The sequence below is a fragment of the Enterobacter cloacae complex sp. IR5441 genome (genome assembly GCF_049238215.1).
Taxonomy (GTDB): Bacteria; Pseudomonadota; Gammaproteobacteria; order Enterobacterales; family Enterobacteriaceae; genus Enterobacter; species Enterobacter hormaechei_C.
The window spans coordinates 57,850-81,641 of the sequence record NZ_JBMKIA010000012.1 but is presented as its reverse complement, the minus strand read 5'-3'; the positions used below and the strand labels follow the sequence as shown (position 1 = coordinate 81,641).

Sequence of the window (23,792 nt, the reverse complement as noted above, 5' to 3'; positions counted from 1 at the left end):
TGTGCCGGGTGGCGGCTTCGCCTTACCCGGCCTACATTTCCTGTGAGATCAGAACTATGTTCGACACCCTTTCCAAAGCAGGTAAATACCTGGGCCAGGCCGCTAAAATGATGATTGGCGTGCCGGATTACGACAACTACGTCGAGCATATGCGCGTCAACCACCCGGACCAGACGCCCATGACCTACGAAGAATTTTTCCGCGACCGTCAGGACGCCCGCTACGGCGGCAAGGGCGGGGCGAAGTGCTGTTAACCCTCTTTTGGTAAATAGAGGCTGATCTGCTCCTGTTTACAGCCGTAAATTGCCGCCAGCTTTTCGCGGGTGCGCTTTTGCGGTCGGGAGTCCAGCGCTTCCAGCTGTGACACGGCGGACTGGCTGATGCCAAGCTTCTCCGCCACCTCCTGCTGGGACATGCCGCGTAAAATGCGCCAGGCGGCCTGTAGGCTGACGTTTTGCCAGGTCATGATGCTGCATACTTCTCCGGGCAATTCCACGTCATCCAGACTATCGTGTTCGACTTCAATATCCTCCAGATCGTCGTCGGTTTCGTCGTCAATTTCTGACATCTGTAAGAGCATACGAAAATATTCGTGATAGGGAATAACGGCGTACTGCGTTTTCCCGTTATCATCCTTGATTAGCTGAACAGCCATAGGTGGCACTCTCCTCATGCAGGTAAGTCGTTGAAGTTCTGCGCTTGACGGCCAAAACATAACAATGGTTATCAGGATTGTCCCGAAGCGTATAGACGATGCGGTAATCGCCTACGCGAAGCCGGAAATGATCTTCGGTCGCCGATATTTTTTTGATATCTGGCCGGGGAGCCGAGCGGTCATCCAGCTCAGTAAGCTTTACCTCAATGCGACGCTGATACCGCTCGTCAATTCTGGAAAATGCCTTTTTTGCACCATTGGACCAGACAATCTTCATCCGTACCTCCACTGTACGCCCACACAAAATATAAGGAAATAATAAGACTATTAGATAAATTCCGAATTTCTAATGGGGTACTGTAGAGCGGAGAAAAAACGGGTGAAAGCGGCAAAACGCGAATCGTCGAGGCGCCTCGAACAGGCCTCTGCCGGGCGACAGAGGCTTGCAGAAAAAGATGCGATCAGGCGTTCAAACCGCCGTCCACGTCCAGACCGGTGCCGGAAATTTGCCCCGCAGCCCCAGCCCACGACTGGCGCCAGTAACCAGCGCCTTTTTACCTGTTAAATCGATCTGCATGATGACCTCGTTGCAAGAGTGGAGAGAATCATCATTAGGTATAGCCCGTCGGCGCGATTAACGGCTGAAGGATTCCACCTTCTCAAACGCGGCGCGCAGCACCTCAGGCGTTAACGTCACCGGCAGATAGTGAATCGACTCCACCGGGCGCAGGGTGTGGGCAATGACCTTATCCAGCTCGTCGCGGTTGTGAATATCGACGTCCAGCTCGCGAAGCGTGGTCGGCAGATTGAAGCGCTGGTACGCCGCCACCAGCTGCGCCAGCACGTCGTCCTGACCGAGCAGGGCGCTCTGCACCAGAATGCCGTAGGCCACCTTGGTGCCGTGCAGGTATTTTTCCGTCTGCGGCAGCACGGTTAAGCCGTTGTGCACCGCGTGCGCCGCCGCCACGCGGGTATAGCGCTCACCCAGACCGCCGACCATTCCGCCTCCGGCAATAATCGCATCCACCACGTCCCGGAACGCCTGCGTCTGTTCGCCGCGCTGCTGATCCGCAAGCGCTTCTTCGCTGCGTTCCAGCAGCACGTCACGGATCGCCAGCGCACCGTTCAGGCCAAGACGCACGGTCAGCGGCAGACTCTCAGGTTGAGGGGCGAGCACCGCCGCTTCGTACCACTTCGCCAGCGTATCGCCGATGCCCGCCAGCAGGTATTCCGCCGGGGCGTTAAGGATGATCTGCGGCTCCACCAGCACCAGAAAGTTGGCGTCGTCAAAAATCTCAAACTGTAGCGCCTGACCGGCATCGTTGTACCAGACGGAGAGCGGGGTCCACGCCGCGCAGGTGGCGGCGATAGTGGGAATGCCTACGAACGGCACGCCCAGACGACGCGCCACGGCCTTGACGGTATCCATTACCGCACCGCCGCCCACGCCAATCACCACGCTGGTTTCACTACCCGACTCGTTCACCAGATGGGTGACGTCACGCTCGCTGCAATGGCCCTTAAACAGCAGATGTTTTGCCCCCGTCGCGTTAAAACTCTGCGGCAGATAAGGGCGTGCGCCCTCGATTGCCCGCTCGCCGTAGATCCACACCGCGCGGGAAAGCTGTTCCGGAGTAAAGAAATCATCCAGGTGGGCAAGGCTTCCCGGATGAGAGAAGTAGTTCGCCGGGCCGGGCACGACGCGGATATCGGTGTTGCTCATGAAGTTGTCCTTTTTTAGCAAGCGCTAACCCGATGTTATGTCTGGACATCCGGATGGCTAATAATATTTTGCTTTAACTTATGCCTTTTACGTCGTTGTCAGTCAACAAGAGCTGTGAAAAATTCGCTAAATCAGAAGAGTAATGAAGGATTTACGCGGATGGTTTCCAGTCGCCTTGAGATGCGCGGTATCAGCCTGGCCTTTTCCGGCTTTCAGGCCCTGTCGCGCGTGGATTTCACCCTGAACGGCGGGTCGGTGCATGCGCTGACCGGCGCCAACGGCGCGGGGAAATCGACGCTGATGGCGGTGCTGTGCGGGACGCACGATCGTTATGAAGGCGAAATCTGCATTAACAACCAGCCGGTAAGTATCCGCGAGCCGCTGGACGCCAAACGGCTGGGTATCCATCTTGTGCAGCAGGAGGTGGATGTGGCGCTCATCCCCGGGTTAAGCATTGCCGAAAACATCATGCTCGACCAGTTGGCGCATCCGGGGCACCGCTACAGCTGGCGCGCGGTTCGTCAGCAGGCGCGGCAGGCGCTGGCGCAGCTGGATGTTTCGCTCGACGTACGCCGCTCCATCGACAGTTGCACGCTGGCTGAAAAACAGCAGATTTTGCTGGCGCGGGCGCTCTCGCACCACTGCCGTTTTCTCATCCTTGATGAGCCCACCGCGCCGCTGGACGCGCACGAGAGTGAGCGTCTGTTTGCGGTAGTAAGACGTCTGCAACAGCAGGGTATCGGCGTGGTGTTTATCTCTCACCGCATTCACGAGCTGAAGGCCATCTGCGACACCCTGACGGTGCTGCGCGACGGCAGGCTGATTGAGTCCGGCCCGATGGCGGATCTGAGCGGCGAAGCGATTGTTGAGAAGATGCTCGGCCACGAGCTGAGCGATATCTATCCGCCCCCGCGCCCGCCGCACGGTGAGGAGACGCTGCTGCGGGTGGAAGGGCTGCACGACGATGCGCTGCTGAAAGATATCTCCCTGCACCTGCGCAAAGGTGAAATCCTCGGCATTGCCGGGCTGGCGGGGGCGGGGAAAACGGAACTCTGCAAGGCGCTGTTTGGCGCCAGCAAAAGCCGCGTCGCGCGCGGCGAGCTGAACCATCAGGCCTGGAAACCGCGCGATCCGGCAGACTCGGTACTGCGCGGTCTGGCGCTGGTGCCGGAGGAGCGACGCAAAGAGGGCATTTTTATCGACGAGCCGGTGAGCATGAACCTTGCCGTGTGCGCCGATAACAGCTTCTCGCGCTGGAGCCTGTTTGGTCATCGTCAGGCGTGGCGCTGGGCAGAAGAGGTGATTGGCCGCGTCGGCGTGCGCACGCGCGGGCCGGGGCAGGTGCTGCGTCGGCTTTCCGGCGGTAACCAGCAGAAGGTCGCCATCGGCAAATGGCTGCGCAATGACGCCAGCGTGCTGATATTCGACGAGCCGACCAAAGGCGTGGACGTGAAGGCCAAAACCGATCTGTTTCAGCTGATCGACGGCCTGGCGCGCGAGGGCAAAGGGGTGATTTACGCCTCGGGCGAGTTCGCCGAGCTGGTCGGGCTGTGCGACCGCATCTGCGTGCTGTGGGACGGACGCATCGTGGCGGAAATCGCCGGAGCCGAGGCCCGGGAAGAGACACTACTTTATTATTCAACCGGAGGAACGGCGTCGTGAGCAAGGCCCTTTCAGTGAACGCGGCGGCGTCTGGCCGTCAGCAGATTTTCGATTTTCTCTACAGGTGGGGCATGCTGTTGACCGTCGTCGCGCTGGTGGCGGTGTTTGGCCTGGCGTCGGACAGCTTCCTCGATCCGAACAACATCATCAACATTCTGCGCTCGATTGCCATCGTGACGGTGATTGCCATCGGCGTCTCGATTTCGCTGACCGTCGGCGGGTTCGATCTCTCGGTGGGGTCAACCGCGTCGCTGGCGAACGCGCTGGTGATTTCGCTTTTCGTCTGGCACGGCTTCGGCACCACCGAGTCGATTCTGCTTACCCTTGCGCTCTGCACGCTGGTCGGCCTGTTTAACGCCTTTCTGATCGTCATCCTGCGCATTCCGGACATGCTCGCGACCCTTGCCAGCCTGTTTGTCATCCAGGGCGTGGCGATGACCTACAGCTACGGCGGGTCGATTACCGAGAACATGGTGCTGCCGAGCGGCGACATGGCGGAAGGGACCATTCCGGCGGCGTTCAGCCTGCTGGGGCAGGTGCCGACCATTGTGATCGTCATGCTGGTGGTGACGATTCTGGCGCAGCTTGGCCTGTCGCTGACCACCCACGGACGCCGGATGTACGCCATTGGCGGCAACCCGGAAGCCGCGCGTCTCTCCGGTATTCGCACCACGCGCTACAAGGTGGCGGCCTACGTGATCGCCTCGCTGCTGGCGGGACTGGGCGGAATTTTGCTGGCTTCGCGTATCGGTTCATCGCAGGTGAATGCGGGTGGCGGCTACCTGATGGATGCGGTGGCGGCGGCGTGGATCGGGTTCTCGCTGGCCGGGTCCGGCAAGCCGAACGCGCTGGGCACGCTGGTGGGGGCGGTGATCCTCGGCGTGCTGTCGAACGGGCTGGTGATGCTCTCCGTGCCGTATTACGCCATGGACATTATAAAAGGGCTGGTGCTCGCGATGGCACTGGCGATTACTTACATACAAAAACGCTGACAACACAACGGGATAATAAATGAAAAAGATTGCGCTCTCTTTGGTGGCTCTTGGATTACTCACTTCTTTGCCGGGCCTGGCGGCTACCCCCGCGCCGGTTCCGGCCGCCATTGCCAGCCATGACGGCCCCATTCGCATTGCGGTGATCCGCAACCTGGGCTCGGACGACAACACCACGCAGTTTGTTGCCGGGGCGATTCAGGAAGGGAAAAAGCTCGGCTTTAAGGTCAGCACGTTTTTAAGTAACGGGGACGACGCCAGATTCCAGGATTTCGTGAACCAGGCCATCAGCCAGAAATACGACGGGATTATTCTCTCTCAGGGGCGCGATCCGTACTCCACCGCGCTGGTAAAGAAGGCGGTGGATGCCGGGATTAAAGTTTCGGTGTTTGATACCGCCGTGAACGGCGAGATCCCGGGCGTAACCGTTACCCAGCAGGACGATGCCTCCCTGACCAACCTCTCTTTTGGTCAACTGGCGAAAGATTTCAACGGCAAGGCCAATATCGTCAAGCTGTGGGTCGCGGGCTTCCCGCCGATGGAGCGCCGTCAGGCGGCGTATAAAGAACTGCAAAAGCAGTATCCGGAGATTACAGAGCTGGAGTCCATCGGCGCGGTCTCCTCTGACGTGCAGGGCGACACCGCCAACAAGGTGGGGGCGATCCTCGCGAAATACCCGAAAGGTAAAATCGACGCCATCTGGGGGACCTGGGATGCCTTCAGTCAGGGCGCGTATAAGGCGCTGAAAGAGAACGGCCGCACCGAGATCAAGCTCTACAGCATCGACATCTCCAACCAGGATCTCCAGCTGATGCGCGAGCCGGGTAGCCCGTGGAAGGTGAGCGTGGCGGTAGATCCGAAGCTGATTGGCGCGACCAACGTACGTCTGATCGCCAATAAGATTGCCGGAGAAGCGACGCCTGCCACCTACGATTTCAAGGCGGCGGCTATTCCGCAGGCGCTGCTGACCGCCCAGCCGGGCGCGGTGAACGTGGCGTCTCTGGGGAAAATCATTCCAGGCTGGGGCCAGACGGAAGATTTTATCGCGCCGTGGTTTGCGACGCTTGCCGCTAAAAACAAGTAAACCAAGCCGGGTGGCGGCTGCGCCTTACCCGGCCTACATTTCTCACCCGTAGGCCCGGTAAGCGTAGCGCCACCGGGCGTAAGGAGCATAAGGTGTCTCAATTACCCCCTCCCGAATACAGCCGCAATATGCGGCTGATTGGCCATAGCGACCAGGGCGGTCGTCCGGACGGTGTACAGCTGATGGTGCACCGTGGTTTCGCCTATATCGGTCATATGGTGTCGCAGGGCTTTTCCATTGTCGACGTGCGCGATCCGAAAAAACCAAAAGCCGCAGGTTACGTGCCCGCGCCGCCGGGTACCTGGAACGTACACCTCCAGGCGCACGACGATTTGCTGCTGGTGATTAACGCCCGGGATCTGTTTGCCGATGCGCGTTTTGCCGATGAGAAGGTCTACTACACCCGCCAGGTGGGGGAGACCGTCAGCGACGTGCAGGATAAAGGCTGGAGCGCCGGGCTTCGCGTCTTTGATATCTCCACGCCGGACAGGCCACGCGAAATCGGCTTTCTGTCGCTGAGTGGCATCGGCATTCACCGCATCTGGTACGTCGGCGGCCGCTGGGCCTACGTTTCAGCGCTGATCGACGGCTTTACCGATTACATCTTTCTGACCATCGATCTTGCGGACCCGCGTAAGCCTGAAGTCGCGGGGCGCTGGTGGCTGCCCGGGATGAACCAGGCCGAAGGTGAGAAGCCGGGCTGGCCGGAAGGCAAACGCTACGCGCTGCACCATGCGATTATTGCCGGCGATACCGCGTATGGCAGCTGGCGTGACGGCGGCCTGACGCTGCTGGACGTGAAGGACCGCACCCGGCCTAAGCTCATTAGCCACCGTAACTGGAGCCCGCCGTTTGGCGGTGGAACGCACACCGCGCTGCCGCTGCCGGATCGCGACCTGCTGGTGGTACTGGACGAGGCGGTGCTGGATAACCAGCAGGACGGCGAAAAGCTGATCTGGCTGTTTGATATCCGCGAGCCGTCGAATCCGGTAAGTATTGCCACCTTCCCGCAGCCGGATGAAACTGACTACGTGGCGAAAGGGGCGCATTTCGGCCCGCACAACCTGCACGAGAACCGGCCGGGAAGCTTTGTCAGCTCAACGCTGATTTTTGCGACCTGGCAGAACGCGGGCGTGCGCGCGTATGACATTTCCAATCCGTATCGCCCGGTAGAAAAGGGAGCGCTGGTGCCCGCGGCGCCGGAGAGGATGATGGATACGCGGCCCAACCGCCCGCAGGTGATCCAGTCGTGCGACGTGTTTGTGGATGCGCAGGGGATTATTTACAGCACGGACTATAACGGCGGGATGTCGGTGATTGAGTATCTGGGGTGAGTGCGGTTTGATGCCCTCACCCCGGCCCTCTCCCACAGGGAGAGGGAGAAAATCAGCTGTACTGCCGCACCCGTGCCACCAGCTCTTCCGCGCTGTCGATGCGGTCGGCAATGACAATCAGCGCTTTACCGAGGGATATTGCATGGCGGAGGCATTCGTGGCGCATGGCTTCATCCTGGATGGTGTCGATATCCGCCACGTGTGAAAGCCCGACGCTGCGGCGAATCAGCTCGGTGCCGCAGAATCCGATGGCGTCATGCCAGACCTTTTTCAGGAACGCGGAGGCATAGCCCGGCGCGCTGAGTGCGGCGTCGCGGGCTTTCTCGTTTGCCAGCGCCTGGAAGCGCTCCGCGAAGGTGTTCCACAGTTCCTGAATATCGGTCAGGCGCTGCTCGCGCGCGGCGGCGGCATCGCGAATGCCGAGGTGCCCAGGCAGGCCGCAGAAGTTCAGCAGCAGGTTGCCGATGGCGGTGCCAACGTCAAAGCCAATCGGCCCAAAATAGCCGAACTCAGCGTCGATGGCCTTCAGGCTGCCGTCGGCCACAAAAATCGAACCGCTGTGACTGTCTCCGTGCAGCAGGGCTTCGGCGTGCGAGAAAAAGCGGTGCTTGAGGGAGGCCACGGCGATTTTAAGCTGGGCGTCGTCGCGCAGGGCGGCAACATCGTTTTCCAGATCGGCCGGGTAGCTGTTGCGCGCGTGGATCTGGTACGGATCGTTAAAGAACAGATCTTCGGTGATCTCGCACATCTCCGGGTTGATGAATTTCGCTACCTGCGCTTTTTTATCGTGCGGATGCAGATAAAAATCGCTGGTGTGGAACAGGGTGTGAGCCAGATATTCCCCCAGCTGACGCGCCGCCTGGGGGTAGTAAATGTTGTTAATCAGCTCGCCGCGCCAGATGCGATGGCTGGAGAGATCTTCCATCACCATCACCGCCAGTTCCGGGTCAAAGTGGTGGATTTTTACCGTGTGCTGCGGGCTGTGCTGGTAATGCTCGACCAGGGTTTGCGCTTCAAGACGGGCACGATCCAGCGTCAGCGGCCAGGATTCGCCGACGCAGCGTACATAGGGCAGCGCCTGCTTAACGACGATGCGGCTCACGCCCGCGCGGTCGAAAATTTTAAAGACCAGGTTGAGGTTGCCGTCGCCGATTTCCTGCGCCTCTACCAGCGATGAAGGATCGTCAAGTCCGCCAAACTGCCTGGCATACTCCACGGCGTCCTGAGCGGTAAAGGTACGGTATTGCGACATGGCCTGCTCCTCAGTTTTGCTAATTAAGACATGTAGACGTCTATACATCTGGATTTCATCCTGACACAATGTGCTACAACAACGCAACAGGGAATTAACGACATGCAGACATTACAGACGACCAGCCTGCGGGTGGCGGATAATCAGCTCTTTATTCTCGACCAGCAGGCGCTTCCACAGGAGAAACGCTGGCTGGATGCCTCGACGGTCGAGGCGCTGGTCGGGCACATCCACGCCCTGCGGGTGCGCGGCGCGCCGCTGATTGGTCTCTCTGCAAGCCTGTTGCTGGCGCTGTTAGCGGAAAGCGGCAAAAGCCGCGACGAGCTGGCGGTGGCGCTGGAAACCCTGCGCGCCTCCCGCCCGACGGCGGTGAACCTGATGAATAACCTCGATCGCATGAAGATTGCGCTGTGGCAGGAAGATTATATTCCGGCGCTGGTGGCTGAAGCGCTGCGGCTGATTGACGAAGACAAACGGCTCTGTGACGCTATTGCCAGTGCGGGCAGCGCGCTGGTGAAGCGCGGCAGCCGTCTGCTGACCCACTGCAACACCGGCGGGCTGGCGACGGCGGGCGTCGGTACCGCGCTGGGGGTGATTGCTCGCGCGCATCAGGAAGGCAAGGTAAGCAACGTCTGGGTGGATGAAACCCGTCCGCTATTGCAGGGCGGCAGGCTGACCGCGTGGGAACTCGGCGAGCTGGGCGTACCGTATCAGCTGATTACCGACTCCATGGCCGCCAGCCTGATGGCAAAAGGGCAGGTGGACGCCGTGTGGGTGGGTGCAGACCGCATTGCCGCCAACGGCGACGTGGCGAACAAAATCGGCACCTATTCCCTGGCGGTGCTGGCGAAGTTTCACGGCATTCCGTTCTACGTCGCTGCCCCGCAAACGACCCTCGACCCGGACTGCCCGAACGGTGACGCAATCCCGATTGAGCAGCGCGCGGCCAGTGAAGTGACGGGCGTGGCGGGGAGCTTTGGCGTGGTGCAGTGGGCGCCGGAAAACGCGCAAGTCTACAACCCGGCGTTTGACGTCACCCCCGCCTCGCTGATTAGCGGCTGGGTGCTGGATACAGGCGTGGTCACGCCGGACGAGGTAGCGAAAGGGAAATTCGTGAGCAGCATGAACTGATGGGCTTCCCCGAAGGGGGGGAAAACGCTGTTCATGTCAAAGACACGTTTTTTTCCTGGTCGCTCTCATCTGACGGAATATGCGTTCACCATTTTTACCAAAATATCTTTCCGGCCATATCACATCCGGTGGAATGTTCAACGCCTGAGCGATAATCAATTCGCCCTTTGGCCACGGGCGCGAGAGTGTGTTTGCTAATGTGGATGAAGAAAGGCCGGCCTTGCGTGACAACGCTGCCAGGCTTGTTCCTTGTTTCTTTAATGCCGCAACAATATCGGCAGGATGCCAGTTTTGACGTTGCATTCTTTACTCCTTACAGGTTTGCGTTACGCACTCAATTAACCTGTTTTGGGATAAAAAGGCAATAGGTGGATATTCGATTTCAGGATATTTGTATGGAATCGGAACAATGGCCTCAGTTTATTCAGAAGAATACCAGCTTGTTATCAATGCGTTGAAGAAAGCTCGTAAAGAGAAGGGGATTACTCAGGCCCAGCTTGCGGAGGCTTTGGGGAAACCCCAATCGTTTATCGCTAAAGTGGAAAGTGGTGAACGCAGGTTAGACGTAGTGGAGTTTGTGCATCTGGCGAGGCTGGTTGGCGCTGATGTGCAGAGGATTATCGCCAGTATTTGATTAATGTCTGAATATGGAACTGACCACCAGAGCCGTATGTTCCCCCTCACCCCAGCCCTCTCCCACAAGGGAGAGGGAGAAAAGATCATGCCAGGCGTGGATACGCATCCGCAATCGCATCCCCGGTAAACTGTGCGACCCAACCCTCCGGGTTATCGAAAATACGAATCGCCGTAAAGTTCGGCTCTGAGCCCATATCAAACCAGTGCGGCGTGCCCGCGGGAACGGAAATCAGGTCGTTTTTCTCGCACAGCACCTGATACACCACATCGCCGATGTGCAGGCAGAACAATCCCGCCCCTTCCACGAAAAAGCGCACTTCGTCTTCACCGTGAGTGTGTTCGTTCAGAAACTTCGCGCGCAGCGCCTCTTTCTGCGGATTGTCGGCGCGCAGGCTGATCACGTCCCAGCTCTGGTAGCCTTTCTCTGCAACCAGCTTGTCGATGGCATGCTGATAGGCCGCGATCACGGCTTCAGGCGCGGGATCGTGCCCTAAATCGCGATCCGCCGCCCAGCGTTCAAACCGCACGCCTTTGGCGTTCAGCTGTTGGGCAATCTCGGCGGCGTCGGTGCTGTGCCACTGGTGCTGACTGGCGTCTTTATCGGAATAAATGGTCAATGCGCTCATGAAGGGATCTGCTCCGGATTAATCTCGTCAAACTGGTGGATCTGATGATGATGGCTTGCGCCGTCATCTTCACCGCGAATCAGTTGCAGGGTACGAAAACCTGCCTGTTCAGCCGCGTCCAGCTCCTGATGAATATCCGACAGAAACAGGATCTGCGACGGGGCAATGCCCGTTTGCGCCGCAATATTTTGATAAGACTGCACCTCGCGCTTGGCGCCAATGTGGGTATCAAAATAGCCGCTGAACAGATGAGTAATATCACCTTCGTCGCTGTAGCCAAATAACAGTTTCTGCGCGGTGACGGAGCCAGAGGAATAAACATAGAGATCAATCCCTTGCGCCTTCCATTTTTCCAGCGCGGGCAGTACGTCAGGATAGAGGTGTCCGGTAAAGTCACCGTTGACGTAACCGTCCTGCCAGATGATGCCTTGCAGGGCTTTGAGCGCCGTCGATTTGCGGTCTTCATCCATAAAGGTAAACAGTACGTTGATGAGATCGCTGACGCTGGCATGCGGAGCGCTGATTTCATCGCGCAGGTTGTCCAGAATAGATTTGACCGGCTCGGCGTACTGCTGCGCGGTCACAAAGGCCGCCAGCCGCTCACGCGCGTAGGGGAACAAAACATCATGGACAAAACGGATATCGCTGGTGGTCCCTTCAATATCCGTCACAATCGCGCGAATCATACTCTCTCCCATTGTCGTAAACGCATTTCGCATTCAAATAAGAATTCTAACCCTTCCAGATGACGGCGGGCTTCGGCCACGTCGCGTCCCCAGCAGGTTAAGCCATGACCGCGCAGAAGAAAACCATAATTAAGCGGGCGTTCCTGCGCGTAATGGGCGATGCGCGAGGCGAGGGCGTCGATGTCCTGGTCGTTATCAAACACCGGGATGGCCACCGTATCCTGGTGCGTGGTCTGCCCGGTAAGGGATTTTTGCATCTCGAAACCGGTGATCTTCAGCTCGGCCTCGTTGACCAGACGCGACAGCACCGTGGCATTGACGGTGTGAACGTGCAGGACGGCGTTAGCCTCGGGAAACAGGTGATAGATGAGGGTATGCAGCCCGGTCTCTGCCGACGGTTTACGGCCAGACGGCGCACGGTTGGTGGCGATTTCAACCTGTAGAAAATCGGCGGTGGTCAGGCTGCCTTTATCTTTTCCGGATTCGCTCAGCCAGCACAGGTGTTCATCCTGACGCACGGACATATTGCCGCCGGTAGCGGGCGCCCAGCCTTTAGCGCCAATCCAGCGGCAGGCCTCGACCAGGTGTGTGAGTTGCAGGTTGTCTGTCATTTCCTTTTACCCTCTCGGTCAGGAATATTTATATCGTTTAGACGTCTAAGCGTCTTGATTGCCAAAGACTAACATCGTGTTATAGTGTCAGCAACATAAGTATTACAGGCAGGCACACTACAATGAGCAATAACCCGTTGATCCCACAGAGTAAACTTCCAAATCTCGGCACGACGATTTTTACCCAGATGAGCGCCCTGGCGCAGCAGCACAACGCCATTAACCTCTCACAAGGTTTCCCGGATTTTGACGGGCCGAAATATTTGCAGGAGCGTCTGGCGTACCACGTGGCGCAGGGAGCCAACCAGTACGCGCCGATGACCGGCGTGCAGGCGTTGCGTGAAGCCATTGCGGATAAAACGGCTGAGCTGTATGGCTATAAACCTGATGCGAACAGCGATATCACGGTAACCGCAGGGGCGACCGAAGCGCTGTATGCGGCGATAACCGCCCTGGTGCGTACGGGCGATGAGGTGATTTGTTTTGACCCGAGCTACGATAGCTACGCCCCGGCGATTGAACTGGCTGGCGGCGTAGTGAAACGCGTGGCGCTCCAGCCGCCGCATTTTCGTCCGGACTGGCAGGCGTTTGCCGCGCTGCTGAGCGATAAAACCCGGCTGGTGATCCTGAATACGCCGCACAACCCATCGGCGACGGTGTGGCAGAAGAGCGATTTTGCCGCCCTGTGGCAGGCCATCGCCGAACGTGAAATCTATGTTCTGAGCGACGAGGTGTATGAGCATATCTGCTTCGCCGAAGAGGGGCATGCCAGCGTGCTGGCGCATCCGCAGCTTCGTGAGCGTGCAATCGCGGTATCGTCATTTGGCAAAACCTACCATATGACCGGCTGGAAGGTCGGGTACTGCGTGGCGCCCGCCGCCATCAGCGCTGAGCTGCGTAAAGTGCATCAGTATCTGACGTTTGCGGTGAACACACCCGCTCAGCTGGCGCTGGCGGATATGCTGCGCAGCGAACCCGGACACTACCGTGAGCTACCGGATTTCTACCGTGCGCGTCGGGATCGGTTTGTGGCTGCGTTGAGCAAAAGCCGTCTGGAGATTTTACCCTGTGAAGGGACCTATTTCCTGCTGGCCGACTACAGCGCGATTTCCGATCTGGACGACGTGAGTTTCTGCCAGTGGCTGACGAAAGAGGTGGGCGTGGCGGCCATTCCGCTGTCGGTGTTCTGCGGCGATCCCTTCCCGCATAAGCTGATCCGACTTTGCTTTGCGAAGCAGGAATCGACGCTGCTGGCAGCGGCAGCGCGGTTAAACGCGCTCTGACTATTTCACCGTCCAGGCTTCAGAAAAACGACGGTCTGCGAAGAGTTCGAGCAGACCGTTGATTTGTTTGAGGCGCAGCACTTCGTCGCTATCCATCCCAAGCTCCTTGCCTATCTTCTCGTCGTCCCAGCCGAGCTGAACCAGTTCACGAACAATCTCTGACATGGCGTTGATTTGATGCCGCCCACGAGCCCGATTGTGGCGAATGGTGGCCGCCATTCGGTTATGTTTGTCCTGTCGCTCCTGGCGCAGGCAAGTGACGGGTAAGTACCCTTTGAGCTGGCGCTTCAAAACCGCCCGGGTTGTGCCAATTTCATGGCGGTGAAAACCGTCCACGATTTCATACTGCTGCTGTTCGCTTTCGGTCACAACGATAGGCTGGGTGAATCCATCAAGTTCCAGTGACTTGCTGAGTAATCGTTTTTCCGGTGGGGCAACGTTATTGGGGTTGTAATCGTTGGCGGTAATCGCGTCCTGCTTAACCCAGAGCACACAGTCTATAGGTTGCTCACGAAAAGGGCTGTTTTTATGTATTGCCTGACGGAAGGCGTTAATGGCATTGATTCGATCCTCTTCGGTAAGTGATTGAAGGTAGATGTCAATTTCGGTGATTATTCGCTGTCGCATAAAATGCCCCACTCCTTGCGTTTTGCCTTCACTCTGTCGCTGTAGCGCTGATAGTGTTTTGGTTTATTTGGGCTAAATGACAGGGCCCTGCACCAGTAATCGTTATTAAGTAAAACCTTACAGATACGTCGCCAGGAGGGGATGTCCTTGGCGCCAATGTCGCCCTCCTGCGTATCGGGAATATCGTTCATGCCTCGCTTTTGATACCAGTGGAGATAAACCGCGATTTTATTGCGGTAATGTTCCGCCGTATTTTGCGGCATGCTGTCGAGTAGCAGCATGGCGTATTCGCGCCAGCCAAGATGGTCTGGTTTCAGAATCTTCCGGTGGCCATAAAAATGGTTATCGTGCCCGGCATAAATACCGCCGCTGCGCACCCCGCAGGCACGCTCACACATCGCCGCCCAGCGTTCGGGTTCAATGACATGATAGAGCCACAAGCCCTGACGCTGTTCCGGGCCAAACGGTTCGCAGATGCGCATATAACGTGGCGGCACCCCCGCCTTGTACATCAGGTCGTATAAGGGGTTATAGCAACATTTTGATTTCGCGAACCACGTCCAGATGTCGGCGGTTTTCCAGTCGTACAGAGGGTAGATATACCAGGAGTGACCACCCGGTGCGACGGTCGTCCAGGGTTTATCGTCAGAAAAGCGCTGCTTACGTGCCGACGCGATCGCCAGAAAACGGTTGTAGGATTCATCGGCGCGGATCCCCACTATGACGGCGGCAGGACGTTTTTGCGCATACCATTCGGCAAACTCTCGCACGAAGACTTCAAACGTCATTCCCTGCTGATAAAAATCGAAATAGTGATAATCGGTAATGGCATCTTCCGGTGGCTGGCGAACCCAGTTTGTCCCGGGTTCCCAGCACTGCCATTCAGGTTGAAACTGTGACAGTGCGTTCTGGGTCGTGAGCGGAAGCGCTACCCACCAGAACTGATGGATAACATCACGATACAGCGTTCTCATCGTGTCAACATGCTGAATGGTTGAGGAGAATTGCGCTTCCCAGTCCAGAAAGATGACATCTATTTTTCGCTTTAATTGCCGTGCTTGCTGGGCAACGAGATGCAGCATCACGGTAGAATCTTTTCCACCGGAAAAGGAAACGCATACCCTGGAGAAATTGTTTAGCGTCCAGTCTATGCGTTCCGCTGAAGCGTCTGAAACATTTTCCTGTAAAGGGATTTTATAGATCGACATAGTTAATCGCATCCTGCGTGTTAAATGTCTGGAAGAAATTAAGACGATATTATGAAATCATTTTTCATTATTTTCACGGAATCATTTTTTTTAGTTTGCGGCTTTTATATTCACCATGTAAATGATTTTACGCAGACGGAGCGGAAAGACAGAGTTTATGCATTTTCTCAATAAACGTTGAAAAAACGCTGCTGTTCAGAGAAGAACGGCTGTAAAGCATATAGACATGTATTTCGGGCAATTCAAAAGGGGCGGCGATTCGTTTTAATTTTAACGTCTCTTTATAGGCCTCATAGATTGATATGGGTATAAAGCCTAACAGATCAGATGAACTGACCATGGAGATAAGCGAGCTGATGGAGTCCGTGCGAAAAGCAATATTTCTTTCCGGGAAAACGTCATTGGCGCGATTCTGGAACTCTTTAACGCCCGGGTGAGCGCTCTGGTAAAAGGTGAATTTCTCCCGGTATAACGCCTCGAGACTGACCGTATCGGTGAGTCTTGGATGGTTTTCCCGGCAGATTAACGTTATTGGCACTGTGGTAAAGTGAACACAAACCACAGAGCGATTTTTTACCGGGGCAATTGTGAAAATCAGGTCGGCTTTACGGTAGGCGAGCAGGTCCTCTGCGGATTCCGGAGAGATAAGCATATCTCGTTGTTCTATCTCGTAATTTTCCTCGGATATTAATAGTTTCATCGGTTCGAGCATATAGCCAGGCGACACCATTTGGGAGCAATAGATAACGAACTTTTTCTTGATGTCCGAGTGATGCATCATGTTGATCGTCTGTTCAATTTGGTTGAGATTCTGTTCAAGATGATGATGGAGGTTGGTGCCCACCGTGGTCGGCGTAATTCCCTTACCTGAGCGGATGAACAGGGGGTCATTGAGCTGGCCACGCAGGCGTTGCAGCGACTGGCTCACGGCGGATGGCGTGATATAAAGTGTCTCGGCAGCCTTACTGATACTGAGATGTTGGTAAATGCATTCGAAGATGACTAACAGATTGAGATCGAATTTTTTTAGGTCGTAGAGGTTGGCCATGTTTCGTCCTGAGTGTGCTGTGTTTGCTGTCGTTATCACATCATGGAGTACGACAGAGGAAAGTTACCTTTTTCAATCCGTGTGGGTAACTTGCTTAATTCAAAATTTAAGTGATCTTAATATATCATGGCTTTGGATTATTGAAACACAACTTCAAGGTTTATTAAGATAATTTTATCTTTAAAGTGTGATTGAATTATTTGAATGACAACTGGCATTTATATATAGCGCGAAATTTATAATGAAATTAAATTTATAACGTTTCTGAGATCTGTTCGATTCTGCCTATCACAACCATAGGCAGGACTATCCCTCTTATGCATTGCTCAATGCGCGCACGGATGCTGTAATCAAAGCGCTGTTACGGCCTTGATACAAGGTATGTAGAGCGCAACGCAACGCCAGCTTCGGCTGGCACTGAATGTACCTGCGGGGAATTCAGGTATCAGGGCCGCCCGTTGAGGCGGCCTTTTTACTTTCAGGCTTTCCTGTAAAAGGTTCACCTTGCTGTCTTGTTGCTGTTGTAAGGTTTGGCTGATTGATTTGATAAAGCATACGCATTAGCCCCGATGAACAAAGTTGGTTACCTTACATCTCAACGAAAACACGGAGGAAGTACAGATGTCCTTGATTAACACCAAAATTAAACCTTTCAAAAACCAGGCGTTCAAAAACGGTGAGTTCATCGAAGTGACCGAGAAAGATACCGAAGGCCGCTGGAGCGTGTTCTTCTTCTATCCGGCTGACTTCACCTTCGTTTGCCCGACCGAACTGGGTGACGTGGCAGACCACTACGAAGAACTGCAAAAGCTGGGCGTAGACGTTTACTCTGTTTCTACCGATACCCACTTTACCCATAAAGCGTGGCACAGCAGTTCTGAAACTATCGCGAAAATCAAATACGCGATGATCGGCGACCCGACTGGCGCCCTGACCCGTAACTTCGACAACATGCGTGAAGATGAAGGCCTGGCTGACCGTGCGACCTTCGTTGTTGACCCGCAGGGCATTATCCAGGCTATCGAAGTTACCGCTGAAGGTATCGGCCGTGATGCATCTGACCTGCTGCGCAAAGTGAAAGCGGCTCAGTACGTTGCTTCTCACCCAGGCGAAGTGTGCCCGGCGAAATGGAAAGAAGGCGAAGCGACGCTGGCGCCATCTCTGGACCTGGTTGGCAAGATCTAAGTCTGTAAAGCCTGGCGGCGCTACGCTTGCACAGGCCTACAGTATCGTAGGCCGGGTAAACGAAGTGCCACCCGGCAATCAATGGGCGCTCCCCGCGCCCATTTCATTCCAGCACCATGATGCAAGTTGCATTCAGGCAGCCCGTATAAGGCGGCTTGCATGATGACGTTTTAAGAGAGGGAAGAATAATGCTCGACGCTAACATGAAAACCCAGCTCAAGGCCTACCTTGAGAAACTGACCAAACCTGTTGAGCTGATTGCCACGCTGGACGACAGCGCGAAATCGGCAGAAATCAAAGCGCTGCTGACAGAGATTGCTGAGCTGTCGCCGAAGGTGACCTTCAAAGAAGACAACACGCTGGCAGTCCGTAAGCCTTCTTTCCTGATCGCCAACCCAGGGTCTGACCAGGGGCCGCGTTTCGCGGGCTCTCCGCTGGGGCACGAATTTACGTCCCTGGTGCTGGCGCTGCTGTGGACCGGTGGTCATCCGTCAAAAGAAGCGCAGGCGCTGCTGGAGCAGATCCGCGATATCGATGGTGATTTTGAGTTTGAAACCTATTACTCACTCTCCTGCCATAACTGTCCGGACGTGGTGCAGGCGCTGAACCTGATGTCAGTCCTCAACCCACGCATTAAGCACACGGCGATTGACGGCGGTACGTTCCAGAACGAAATCACCGAGCGCAACGTGATGGGCGTTCCGGCGGTTTACCTGAATGGTCAGGAGTTCGGCCAGGGGCGTATGACCTTGACCGAAATCGTCGCCAAAGTGGATACCGGCGCAGAAAAACGTGCGGCGGAAGAGTTGAACCAACGCGATGCGTACGACGTACTGATTGTTGGCTCCGGCCCGGCGGGCGCGGCGGCAGCGGTCTACTCCGCACGTAAAGGGATCCGTACCGGTCTGATGGGGGAGCGTTTCGGTGGTCAGGTTCTGGATACCGTTGACATTGAAAACTACATTTCCGTGCCGAAAACCGAAGGCCAGAAGCTGGCCGGGGCGTTGAAAGCGCACGTCAGCGACTACGACGTGGATGTCATTGACAGCCAGAGCGCCAGCAAACTGGTTCCGGCCGCGGTCGAGGGTGGTTTGCACCAGATTGAAACGGCGTCCGGCGCGGTGCTGAAGGCGCGCAGCGTGATCATTGCCACCGGCGCGAAATGGCGCAACATGAACGTCCCGGGCGAAGATCAGTATCGCACCAAAGGCGTGACCTATTGCCCGCACTGTGACGGCCCGCTATTCAAAGGTAAACGCGTAGCGGTGATCGGCGGCGGTAACTCCGGCGTGGAAGCGGCTATCGATCTGGCGGGAATTGTTGAACACGTTACCCTGCTGGAGTTCGCCCCGGAGATGAAAGCGGACCAGGTGTTGCAGGATAAGGTGCGTAGCCTGAATAACGTCGATATTGTGCTCAATGCCCAGACGACAGAAGTGAAAGGCGACGGCAGCAAAGTGACCGGTCTGGAATACCGTGACCGCGTGAGTGGCGATATCCACAGCGTGGCGCTGGCAGGGATCTTTGTTCAGATTGGCCTGCTGCCAAACACCACCTGGCTGGAAGGCGCGATTGAGCGCAACCGCATGGGCGAGATCATCATTGATGCGAAATGCGAAACCAGCGTGAAGGGCGTATTTGCGGCGGGCGACTGCACCACCGTGCCGTACAAACAGATCATCATCGCCACTGGCGAAGGTGCGAAAGCGTCGCTGAGCTCGTTTGATTATCTGATCCGCACCAAAACCGCATAATAAAAGAAAGCAAGACGACACCTGCAATGCCAGAGGCCACCAAAAGGTGGCCTCTTTTTTTATCTCACGACCATCACCGGAATGTGGGTGTGGCGGATCACGCTGGAGGCGTTCGACCCCAGCAGGTGAGTGGTGATGGAAGGGTTACGTGAACCAATCACTACCACGTCGGCATTTAATTCCCCCGCCAGCTCATTAACGGCGTCGCGCACGCTACCGAACCGGACGTGGGTTTTGATGCGGGAAGGATCGATGCTGAAGTGCCCGACCATGGTTTGCAGGCGTGTCTCGGCTTCATGCTGTAAATGCTCTTCAAAACGACGCACATCAGCAGCGAAACGATGCAGGCTCAGGCTGGCAGAGCCCGGTAAAACATGCAGAAGATGAATAACTCCGTCCTGCTGCGCGAGAAATTCCGCGTGACGTACAGCCTTATCACTCAGTTCCATTTCGAAAACATCAACCGGCATAATGATTGTTTGATACATAACCGTTTCTCCTTGTTTATAAACGCTGAAATCATTCAACCACAAAATATAAAAGGTTTCTGTAATCCCGACAGCACTTTTTTATCTCGCCAGGATAAATCTCAAAACAGCCGGATTCCGGGGCAGATCCCGAGAGGTAGCTACCCTTTTATAAGCTTACCCACACCCTTTCGGAGGTTGCATGAAAGCTCTCACCTATCACGGTCCACATCATGTTCGGGTCGATAATGTCCCCGATCCGGGCATCGAACAGCCTGACGATATCATCCTGCGCGTAACGGCCACGGCGATCTGTGGTTCTGATTTGCATCTTTATCGCGGAAAAATTCCCAAGGTCCAGCACGGCGATATCTTTGGTCATGAATTTATGGGCGAGGTGGTGGAGTGCGGGAGCGAAGTGAAAAACGTGCAGAAAGGTGACCGGGTGGTGATCCCGTTTGTGATTGCCTGCGGTGACTGCTTCTTTTGCCAGATGCAACAGTACGCGGCCTGCGAAAACACGAACCGCGGGCAGGGCGCGGCGCTGAACAAAAAGCAAATTCCCGCCCCTGCCGCGCTGTTTGGCTACAGCCATCTTTACGGCGGCGTGCCGGGCGGACAGGCGGAGTATGTGCGCGTCCCGAAAGGCAACGTGGGGCCGTTTAAAGTGCCCCAGCTGCTGTCTGACGACAAAGCGCTTTTCCTGTCAGATATTCTGCCTACCGCCTGGCAGGCGGCAAAAAATGCGCAGATCCAGAAAGGCTCCAGCGTCGCCGTATTCGGGGCCGGGCCGGTGGGGTTACTGACCATTGCCTGCGCGCGGCTTCTCGGCGCAGAGCAGATTTTCGTGGTTGACCATCATCCCTATCGACTGCGGTTTGCCCAGGAGCGCTACGGCGCGATCCCGATTAACTTTGATGACGATAACGACGCGGCGGAGAAAATCATTGAGCAAACGGCCGGACAGCGCGGAGTGGATGCGGTGATTGATGCCGTCGGGTTTGAGGCCAAAGGCAGCACCACGGAAACGATCCTCAGTAACCTGAAAATTGAAGGCAGCAGCGGCAAAGCCCTGCGCCAGTGCATTGCTGCGGTGCGACGCGGCGGCGTGGTCAGCGTGCCGGGCGTGTACGCCGGTTTTATTCACGGCTTCCTGTTTGGCGATGCCTTCGATAAAGGGCTGAGCTTTAAGATGGGGCAGACCCACGTCCATGCCTGGCTGGGAGAGCTGCTGCCGCTCATCGAAAAAGGGCTGCTTACCCCGGAAGATATTGTGACCCACTATCTTCCGCTGGCTGATGCGGAACGCGCCTATAAGATCTTCGAAAAACGGGAGGAGGAGTGCCGCAAGGTGATCCTGGTGCCTGGCGCAGACACCCCGGAGGCAGCGCAGCAGAAAGTGAAGGGACTGGTGAATGCCTTCCCCGGCGGCGTTGTGTGAGGTTCCTCACTCACCAGTGGCGCTCAAGATACAGCACCGCCACGACGAGGATCGCCAGGATGATGAGAAAAACCAGTGTGATAACAAGTATCTCACCCATGACCGTCCCCACGGCACTACAACAGACTAAGCGTGGATTAAGCGGTTTTTGTCCGGTATAGCACAATAGGGTGAATTTGCGGAAAGAGGATGCGGGTGCATCCTCTGTGCAAAGCGGGGTCGCTTGTTCAGAAGGGATTAACGCAGGTAATCGCCAGCGGCTTCGGGCTGGTAGAGCAGCTCAAGCACTTCCAGGTGAGCTGAGGCGCCGCCCGGGAGTTCCCAGTGGATGGTATCGCCCGTGCGCAGTCCAAGCAGCGCCGCGCCCACGGGTGCCAGCACCGACAGTTGCGTGCTGCTGTCGGTCATCTGCGCCGGATAGACCAGCGTACGGGTGAGCTCCTCTCCGGTGGTCAGGTTGCGGAACTTCACCTGGCTGTTCATGGTGACCACATCATGCGGCATGGTCTCAGGCGTACACATCTGCGCCCGGTCGAGCTCTTCGTTCAGCGCATCGGCTACCGGCAGCGAGGCGAATTCTGGTTTCTCCAACAGTCGGTCAATACGTTCTGCGTCGAGTTCATTGATGATAATCGTAGGTCTGGACATTTTTACTCCATGTCGTTAATGCTGCGTGTAACGCAGAAACCAATCCAAAAGAAAACCCTCGCCGTCTGGCAGCGAGGGTTTAACTTATCTGATGATACTGTCTGAAACCGTAAGTTTGAAGTGATGAAGGTCACAATCATGCGCCATATGAATTTTTGGCAATAAACCCGGCGTCCCGATTCACGCTGAACGGAAATTTCGTTACGCTGGAAAGACTGAACCCGGGCAATGCGCGTTGCAGCCCCAGCGTAGAGAGAGCGATATGTACTTTTACCAACCGTCTCAGGGGCACGGCCTGCCGCACGACCCGCTGAACGCCATTATCGGTCCACGTCCGATTGGCTGGATCTCATCCTGTGATAAGGCCGGTCAACTGAACCTTGCCCCGTACAGCTTCTTTAACTGCTTTAACTATCGCCCACCGATCATTGGTTTTTCCAGCAACGGCTGGAAGGATAGCGTGCGGAATATTACCGAAACGGGGGAGTTTGTCTGGAACCTCGCAACGCGCGATCTCGCCGAGGCGATGAATGAAACCTCCGCCACGCTCCCTCATGGCGAGGATGAATTTACCTTTGCCGGCCTGACGCCCGTTGCCAGCCAGCTTGTGAGCTCGCCGCGCGTGGCGGAAAGCCCGGTGAATTTCGAGTGTCGATTGTCACAGTGCATTCAGCTTACCGGCGCGGATGGGACACCGATTGATACCTGGCTGGTGCTCGGCGAAGTCGTGGGCGTCCATATCGCCGAGAGTTTGCTGGAAGAGGGGATTTACCAGACCGCGAAAGCGCAGCCCATTCTGCGTGCGGGTGGACCGACGGCCTACTACGCCATCAGTGACAGCCATCGCTTCGATCTGGTACGCCCGGATGCGCGCAGGGGGTGATATGCACGCAACCCTGTTGCCCGCCGATCAGCAGTTTTTTGCCGATCTGTTGAGCGGCCTGGTGCTCAACCCACAGCAACTGGGGCGAGTCTGGTTTGCTCAACGTGGCGCGTCTGACGCTGTGGGAAGCGTGAGCCGCGACTGGCCACGGCTTGATGTCGTTCTTCGCGGGGAATATGGCAACAGACTGGTTACCGGGCAGCAGACCCTCTGCCAGGGGGAAATGCTGTTTCTTCCCGCCCAGGCCGCCAGCGTCCCGGTGTTTGAACGACCGGTCATGCTGCTGAGCATTCTTTTTGCGCCGTCGTGGCTGGGGCTGGTGTTTCATGATACCCGTCACGGGCGCTCCGTGCCTGCGCAGCGACACGTTGAGCTTCCTCACCCTGAACGAGGCGAATGTGCTGCGATGCTGATGGCCCTGACGCACCTGAGCGCTTCCCCGCAGGATCAGGCCATTATTCAACCGCTGGTGCTGAGCCTGCTGCACTGGTGCCGGAAAGTGGTGTCGTCGCTGCCTGAACCGGGACTGTCGCGCGGGGATTTCCTCTATCAGAGCATTTGTAACTGGGTGCAGGAAAACTATGCTGAATCCCTGTCGCGGGACAGCGTCGCCGCGCTTTTTAATATTTCGGCTAACCATCTGTCACGCCTGTTCTCCCAACAGGGGACGATGAGTTTTGTGGATTACGTTCGTTGGGTGCGTATGGCGAAGGCGAGAACCATCCTGCAAAAATACCACCTGCCGGTGGGGGAAGTGGCGAAGCGCTGCGGCTATGCCGATAGCGACTATTTTAGCCGTCTGTTCCGGCGCCAGTTTGGCCTGACGCCGGGGGAGTATCGCGCACGCTTTCAGTGA

27 protein-coding genes are annotated in these 23,792 nt (G+C 56.4%); 13 read left to right on the top strand and 14 right to left on the bottom strand.

The window, feature by feature from the left end; genetic code table 11:
* Window positions 1-56: 56 nt before the first annotated feature.
* A complete protein-coding gene (locus ACOTX5_RS14795; RefSeq protein ID WP_006809671.1) occupies window positions 57-254 on the top strand; it encodes a YbdD/YjiX family protein in 198 nt (65 codons plus the stop codon).
* Here the strand turns inward: ACOTX5_RS14795 and ACOTX5_RS14790 are convergent.
* From ACOTX5_RS14790 to ACOTX5_RS14780, 3 genes are all read right to left on the bottom strand, one after another.
* Window positions 251-655 carry a helix-turn-helix domain-containing protein gene (locus tag ACOTX5_RS14790; RefSeq protein WP_032670385.1) on the bottom strand — a complete coding sequence of 135 codons (405 nt, stop codon included), beginning with the start codon at window positions 653-655 and terminating at the stop codon, window positions 251-253. The genes ACOTX5_RS14795 and ACOTX5_RS14790 overlap by 4 nt on opposite strands.
* Entirely contained in the window at window positions 630-932 is a 303-nt protein-coding gene (locus ACOTX5_RS14785) for a type II toxin-antitoxin system RelE family toxin (protein ID WP_045910664.1), read from the bottom strand. The genes ACOTX5_RS14790 and ACOTX5_RS14785 overlap by 26 nt, the downstream gene beginning before the upstream one ends.
* A 357-nt stretch (window positions 933-1,289) precedes the next feature.
* Entirely contained in the window at window positions 1,290-2,378 is a 1,089-nt protein-coding gene (locus tag ACOTX5_RS14780; protein ID WP_045910663.1) for an oxidoreductase, read from the bottom strand.
* Window positions 2,379-2,537: 159 nt separating this feature from the next.
* On the opposite strand from ACOTX5_RS14780, the gene ACOTX5_RS14775 reads away from it, so the two are divergent.
* The 4 genes from ACOTX5_RS14775 (at window position 2,538) to ACOTX5_RS14760 (ending at window position 7,450) form a co-directional block, all read left to right on the top strand.
* The gene (locus tag ACOTX5_RS14775) at window positions 2,538-4,040 is read left to right on the top strand and encodes a sugar ABC transporter ATP-binding protein (RefSeq protein WP_045910662.1); all 1,503 of its coding nucleotides are present in this window, start codon (window positions 2,538-2,540) and stop codon (window positions 4,038-4,040) included.
* Complete coding sequence (locus tag ACOTX5_RS14770) at window positions 4,037-5,032, top strand: ABC transporter permease (RefSeq protein WP_032103096.1); 996 nt, start codon at window positions 4,037-4,039, stop codon at window positions 5,030-5,032. The genes ACOTX5_RS14775 and ACOTX5_RS14770 overlap by 4 nt, the downstream gene beginning before the upstream one ends.
* A 19-nt stretch (window positions 5,033-5,051) precedes the next feature.
* Window positions 5,052-6,116 (top strand): sugar ABC transporter substrate-binding protein, encoded by a 1,065-nt coding sequence (locus ACOTX5_RS14765; RefSeq protein WP_045910661.1) that lies wholly within the window; start codon window positions 5,052-5,054, stop codon window positions 6,114-6,116.
* 92 nt (window positions 6,117-6,208) lie between these two features.
* Complete coding sequence (locus ACOTX5_RS14760; protein ID WP_072210279.1) at window positions 6,209-7,450, top strand: LVIVD repeat-containing protein; 1,242 nt, start codon at window positions 6,209-6,211, stop codon at window positions 7,448-7,450.
* A 52-nt stretch (window positions 7,451-7,502) separates the two neighbouring features.
* On the opposite strand, the gene mtnK is transcribed toward ACOTX5_RS14760, so the two are convergent.
* Complete coding sequence (mtnK, locus tag ACOTX5_RS14755) at window positions 7,503-8,702, bottom strand: S-methyl-5-thioribose kinase (RefSeq protein WP_045910659.1); 1,200 nt, start codon at window positions 8,700-8,702, stop codon at window positions 7,503-7,505.
* Between the two features lie 102 nt (window positions 8,703-8,804).
* On the opposite strand from mtnK, the gene mtnA reads away from it, so the two are divergent.
* A complete protein-coding gene (mtnA, locus tag ACOTX5_RS14750; RefSeq protein WP_045910658.1) occupies window positions 8,805-9,833 on the top strand; it encodes an S-methyl-5-thioribose-1-phosphate isomerase in 1,029 nt (342 codons plus the stop codon).
* Window positions 9,834-9,869: 36 nt separating this feature from the next.
* Here mtnA and ACOTX5_RS14745 read toward each other — a convergent pair whose 3' ends face one another.
* The gene (locus tag ACOTX5_RS14745; protein ID WP_032652939.1) at window positions 9,870-10,136 is read right to left on the bottom strand and encodes a helix-turn-helix domain-containing protein; all 267 of its coding nucleotides are present in this window, start codon (window positions 10,134-10,136) and stop codon (window positions 9,870-9,872) included.
* A gap of 106 nt (window positions 10,137-10,242) precedes the next feature.
* Here ACOTX5_RS14745 and ACOTX5_RS14740 point away from each other — a divergent pair, with 106 nt between their 5' ends.
* Complete coding sequence (locus ACOTX5_RS14740; RefSeq protein ID WP_032652941.1) at window positions 10,243-10,467, top strand: helix-turn-helix transcriptional regulator; 225 nt, start codon at window positions 10,243-10,245, stop codon at window positions 10,465-10,467.
* Between the two features lie 85 nt (window positions 10,468-10,552).
* Here ACOTX5_RS14740 and ACOTX5_RS14735 read toward each other — a convergent pair whose 3' ends face one another.
* The 3 genes from ACOTX5_RS14735 to ACOTX5_RS14725 are packed head-to-tail and all read right to left on the bottom strand — an operon-like array spanning window position 10,553 to window position 12,392.
* A complete protein-coding gene (locus ACOTX5_RS14735; protein ID WP_045340908.1) occupies window positions 10,553-11,095 on the bottom strand; it encodes a 1,2-dihydroxy-3-keto-5-methylthiopentene dioxygenase in 543 nt (180 codons plus the stop codon).
* On the bottom strand, window positions 11,092-11,781 hold the full coding sequence (mtnC, locus tag ACOTX5_RS14730) for an acireductone synthase (protein ID WP_032647663.1): 690 nt from the start codon (window positions 11,779-11,781) through the stop codon (window positions 11,092-11,094). Before mtnC ends, ACOTX5_RS14735 begins: the two co-directional genes overlap by 4 nt.
* Entirely contained in the window at window positions 11,778-12,392 is a 615-nt protein-coding gene (locus ACOTX5_RS14725) for a methylthioribulose 1-phosphate dehydratase (protein WP_045910657.1), read from the bottom strand. The genes mtnC and ACOTX5_RS14725 overlap by 4 nt, the downstream gene beginning before the upstream one ends.
* 122 nt (window positions 12,393-12,514) lie before the next feature.
* Between ACOTX5_RS14725 and ACOTX5_RS14720 the strand changes: the two genes are divergently transcribed.
* Entirely contained in the window at window positions 12,515-13,675 is a 1,161-nt protein-coding gene (locus ACOTX5_RS14720) for a pyridoxal phosphate-dependent aminotransferase (protein WP_045910656.1), read from the top strand.
* On the opposite strand, the gene ACOTX5_RS14715 is transcribed toward ACOTX5_RS14720, so the two are convergent.
* The 3 genes from ACOTX5_RS14715 to citR all read right to left on the bottom strand — a co-directional run bounded on the left by ACOTX5_RS14715 (window position 13,676) and on the right by citR (window position 16,558).
* Window positions 13,676-14,302, bottom strand: a complete 627-nt coding sequence (locus ACOTX5_RS14715; protein ID WP_032671323.1) for an IbrB-like domain-containing protein — start codon at window positions 14,300-14,302, stop codon at window positions 13,676-13,678.
* Window positions 14,287-15,510 carry a phosphoadenosine phosphosulfate reductase gene (locus ACOTX5_RS14710; protein WP_032671322.1) on the bottom strand — a complete coding sequence of 408 codons (1,224 nt, stop codon included), beginning with the start codon at window positions 15,508-15,510 and terminating at the stop codon, window positions 14,287-14,289. The genes ACOTX5_RS14715 and ACOTX5_RS14710 overlap by 16 nt, the downstream gene beginning before the upstream one ends.
* Before the next feature lie 127 nt (window positions 15,511-15,637).
* Entirely contained in the window at window positions 15,638-16,558 is a 921-nt protein-coding gene (gene citR, locus ACOTX5_RS14705; protein WP_032671321.1) for a DNA-binding transcriptional repressor CitR, read from the bottom strand.
* A 621-nt stretch (window positions 16,559-17,179) separates the two neighbouring features.
* On the opposite strand from citR, the gene ahpC reads away from it, so the two are divergent.
* Together ahpC and ahpF are read left to right on the top strand one after the other, a co-directional pair.
* Window positions 17,180-17,743 carry an alkyl hydroperoxide reductase subunit C gene (gene ahpC, locus ACOTX5_RS14700; RefSeq protein ID WP_014882974.1) on the top strand — a complete coding sequence of 188 codons (564 nt, stop codon included), beginning with the start codon at window positions 17,180-17,182 and terminating at the stop codon, window positions 17,741-17,743.
* Between the two features lie 188 nt (window positions 17,744-17,931).
* Complete coding sequence (ahpF, locus tag ACOTX5_RS14695) at window positions 17,932-19,497, top strand: alkyl hydroperoxide reductase subunit F (protein WP_017382489.1); 1,566 nt, start codon at window positions 17,932-17,934, stop codon at window positions 19,495-19,497.
* A gap of 59 nt (window positions 19,498-19,556) precedes the next feature.
* Here ahpF and uspG read toward each other — a convergent pair whose 3' ends face one another.
* Window positions 19,557-19,985: a universal stress protein UspG gene (uspG, locus tag ACOTX5_RS14690; protein WP_006809652.1), complete on the bottom strand. Its 429-nt coding sequence runs from the start codon at window positions 19,983-19,985 to the stop codon at window positions 19,557-19,559.
* Window positions 19,986-20,166: 181 nt separating this feature from the next.
* Between uspG and ACOTX5_RS14685 the strand changes: the two genes are divergently transcribed.
* A complete protein-coding gene (locus ACOTX5_RS14685; RefSeq protein ID WP_015571156.1) occupies window positions 20,167-21,405 on the top strand; it encodes a zinc-dependent alcohol dehydrogenase in 1,239 nt (412 codons plus the stop codon).
* Between the two features lie 10 nt (window positions 21,406-21,415).
* Here ACOTX5_RS14685 and yldA read toward each other — a convergent pair whose 3' ends face one another.
* A complete protein-coding gene (yldA, locus tag ACOTX5_RS14680; protein ID WP_015571155.1) occupies window positions 21,416-21,505 on the bottom strand; it encodes a small membrane protein YldA in 90 nt (29 codons plus the stop codon).
* Between the two features lie 137 nt (window positions 21,506-21,642).
* The gene (gene rnk / locus ACOTX5_RS14675; protein ID WP_006809650.1) at window positions 21,643-22,053 is read right to left on the bottom strand and encodes a nucleoside diphosphate kinase regulator; all 411 of its coding nucleotides are present in this window, start codon (window positions 22,051-22,053) and stop codon (window positions 21,643-21,645) included.
* Between the two features lie 262 nt (window positions 22,054-22,315).
* Here rnk and ACOTX5_RS14670 point away from each other — a divergent pair, with 262 nt between their 5' ends.
* Both ACOTX5_RS14670 and ACOTX5_RS14665 read left to right on the top strand, forming a co-directional pair.
* The gene (locus ACOTX5_RS14670) at window positions 22,316-22,936 is read left to right on the top strand and encodes a flavin reductase family protein (RefSeq protein ID WP_003858756.1); all 621 of its coding nucleotides are present in this window, start codon (window positions 22,316-22,318) and stop codon (window positions 22,934-22,936) included.
* Window position 22,937: 1 nt separating this feature from the next.
* The gene (locus tag ACOTX5_RS14665; protein ID WP_032671319.1) at window positions 22,938-23,792 is read left to right on the top strand and encodes a helix-turn-helix domain-containing protein; all 855 of its coding nucleotides are present in this window, start codon (window positions 22,938-22,940) and stop codon (window positions 23,790-23,792) included.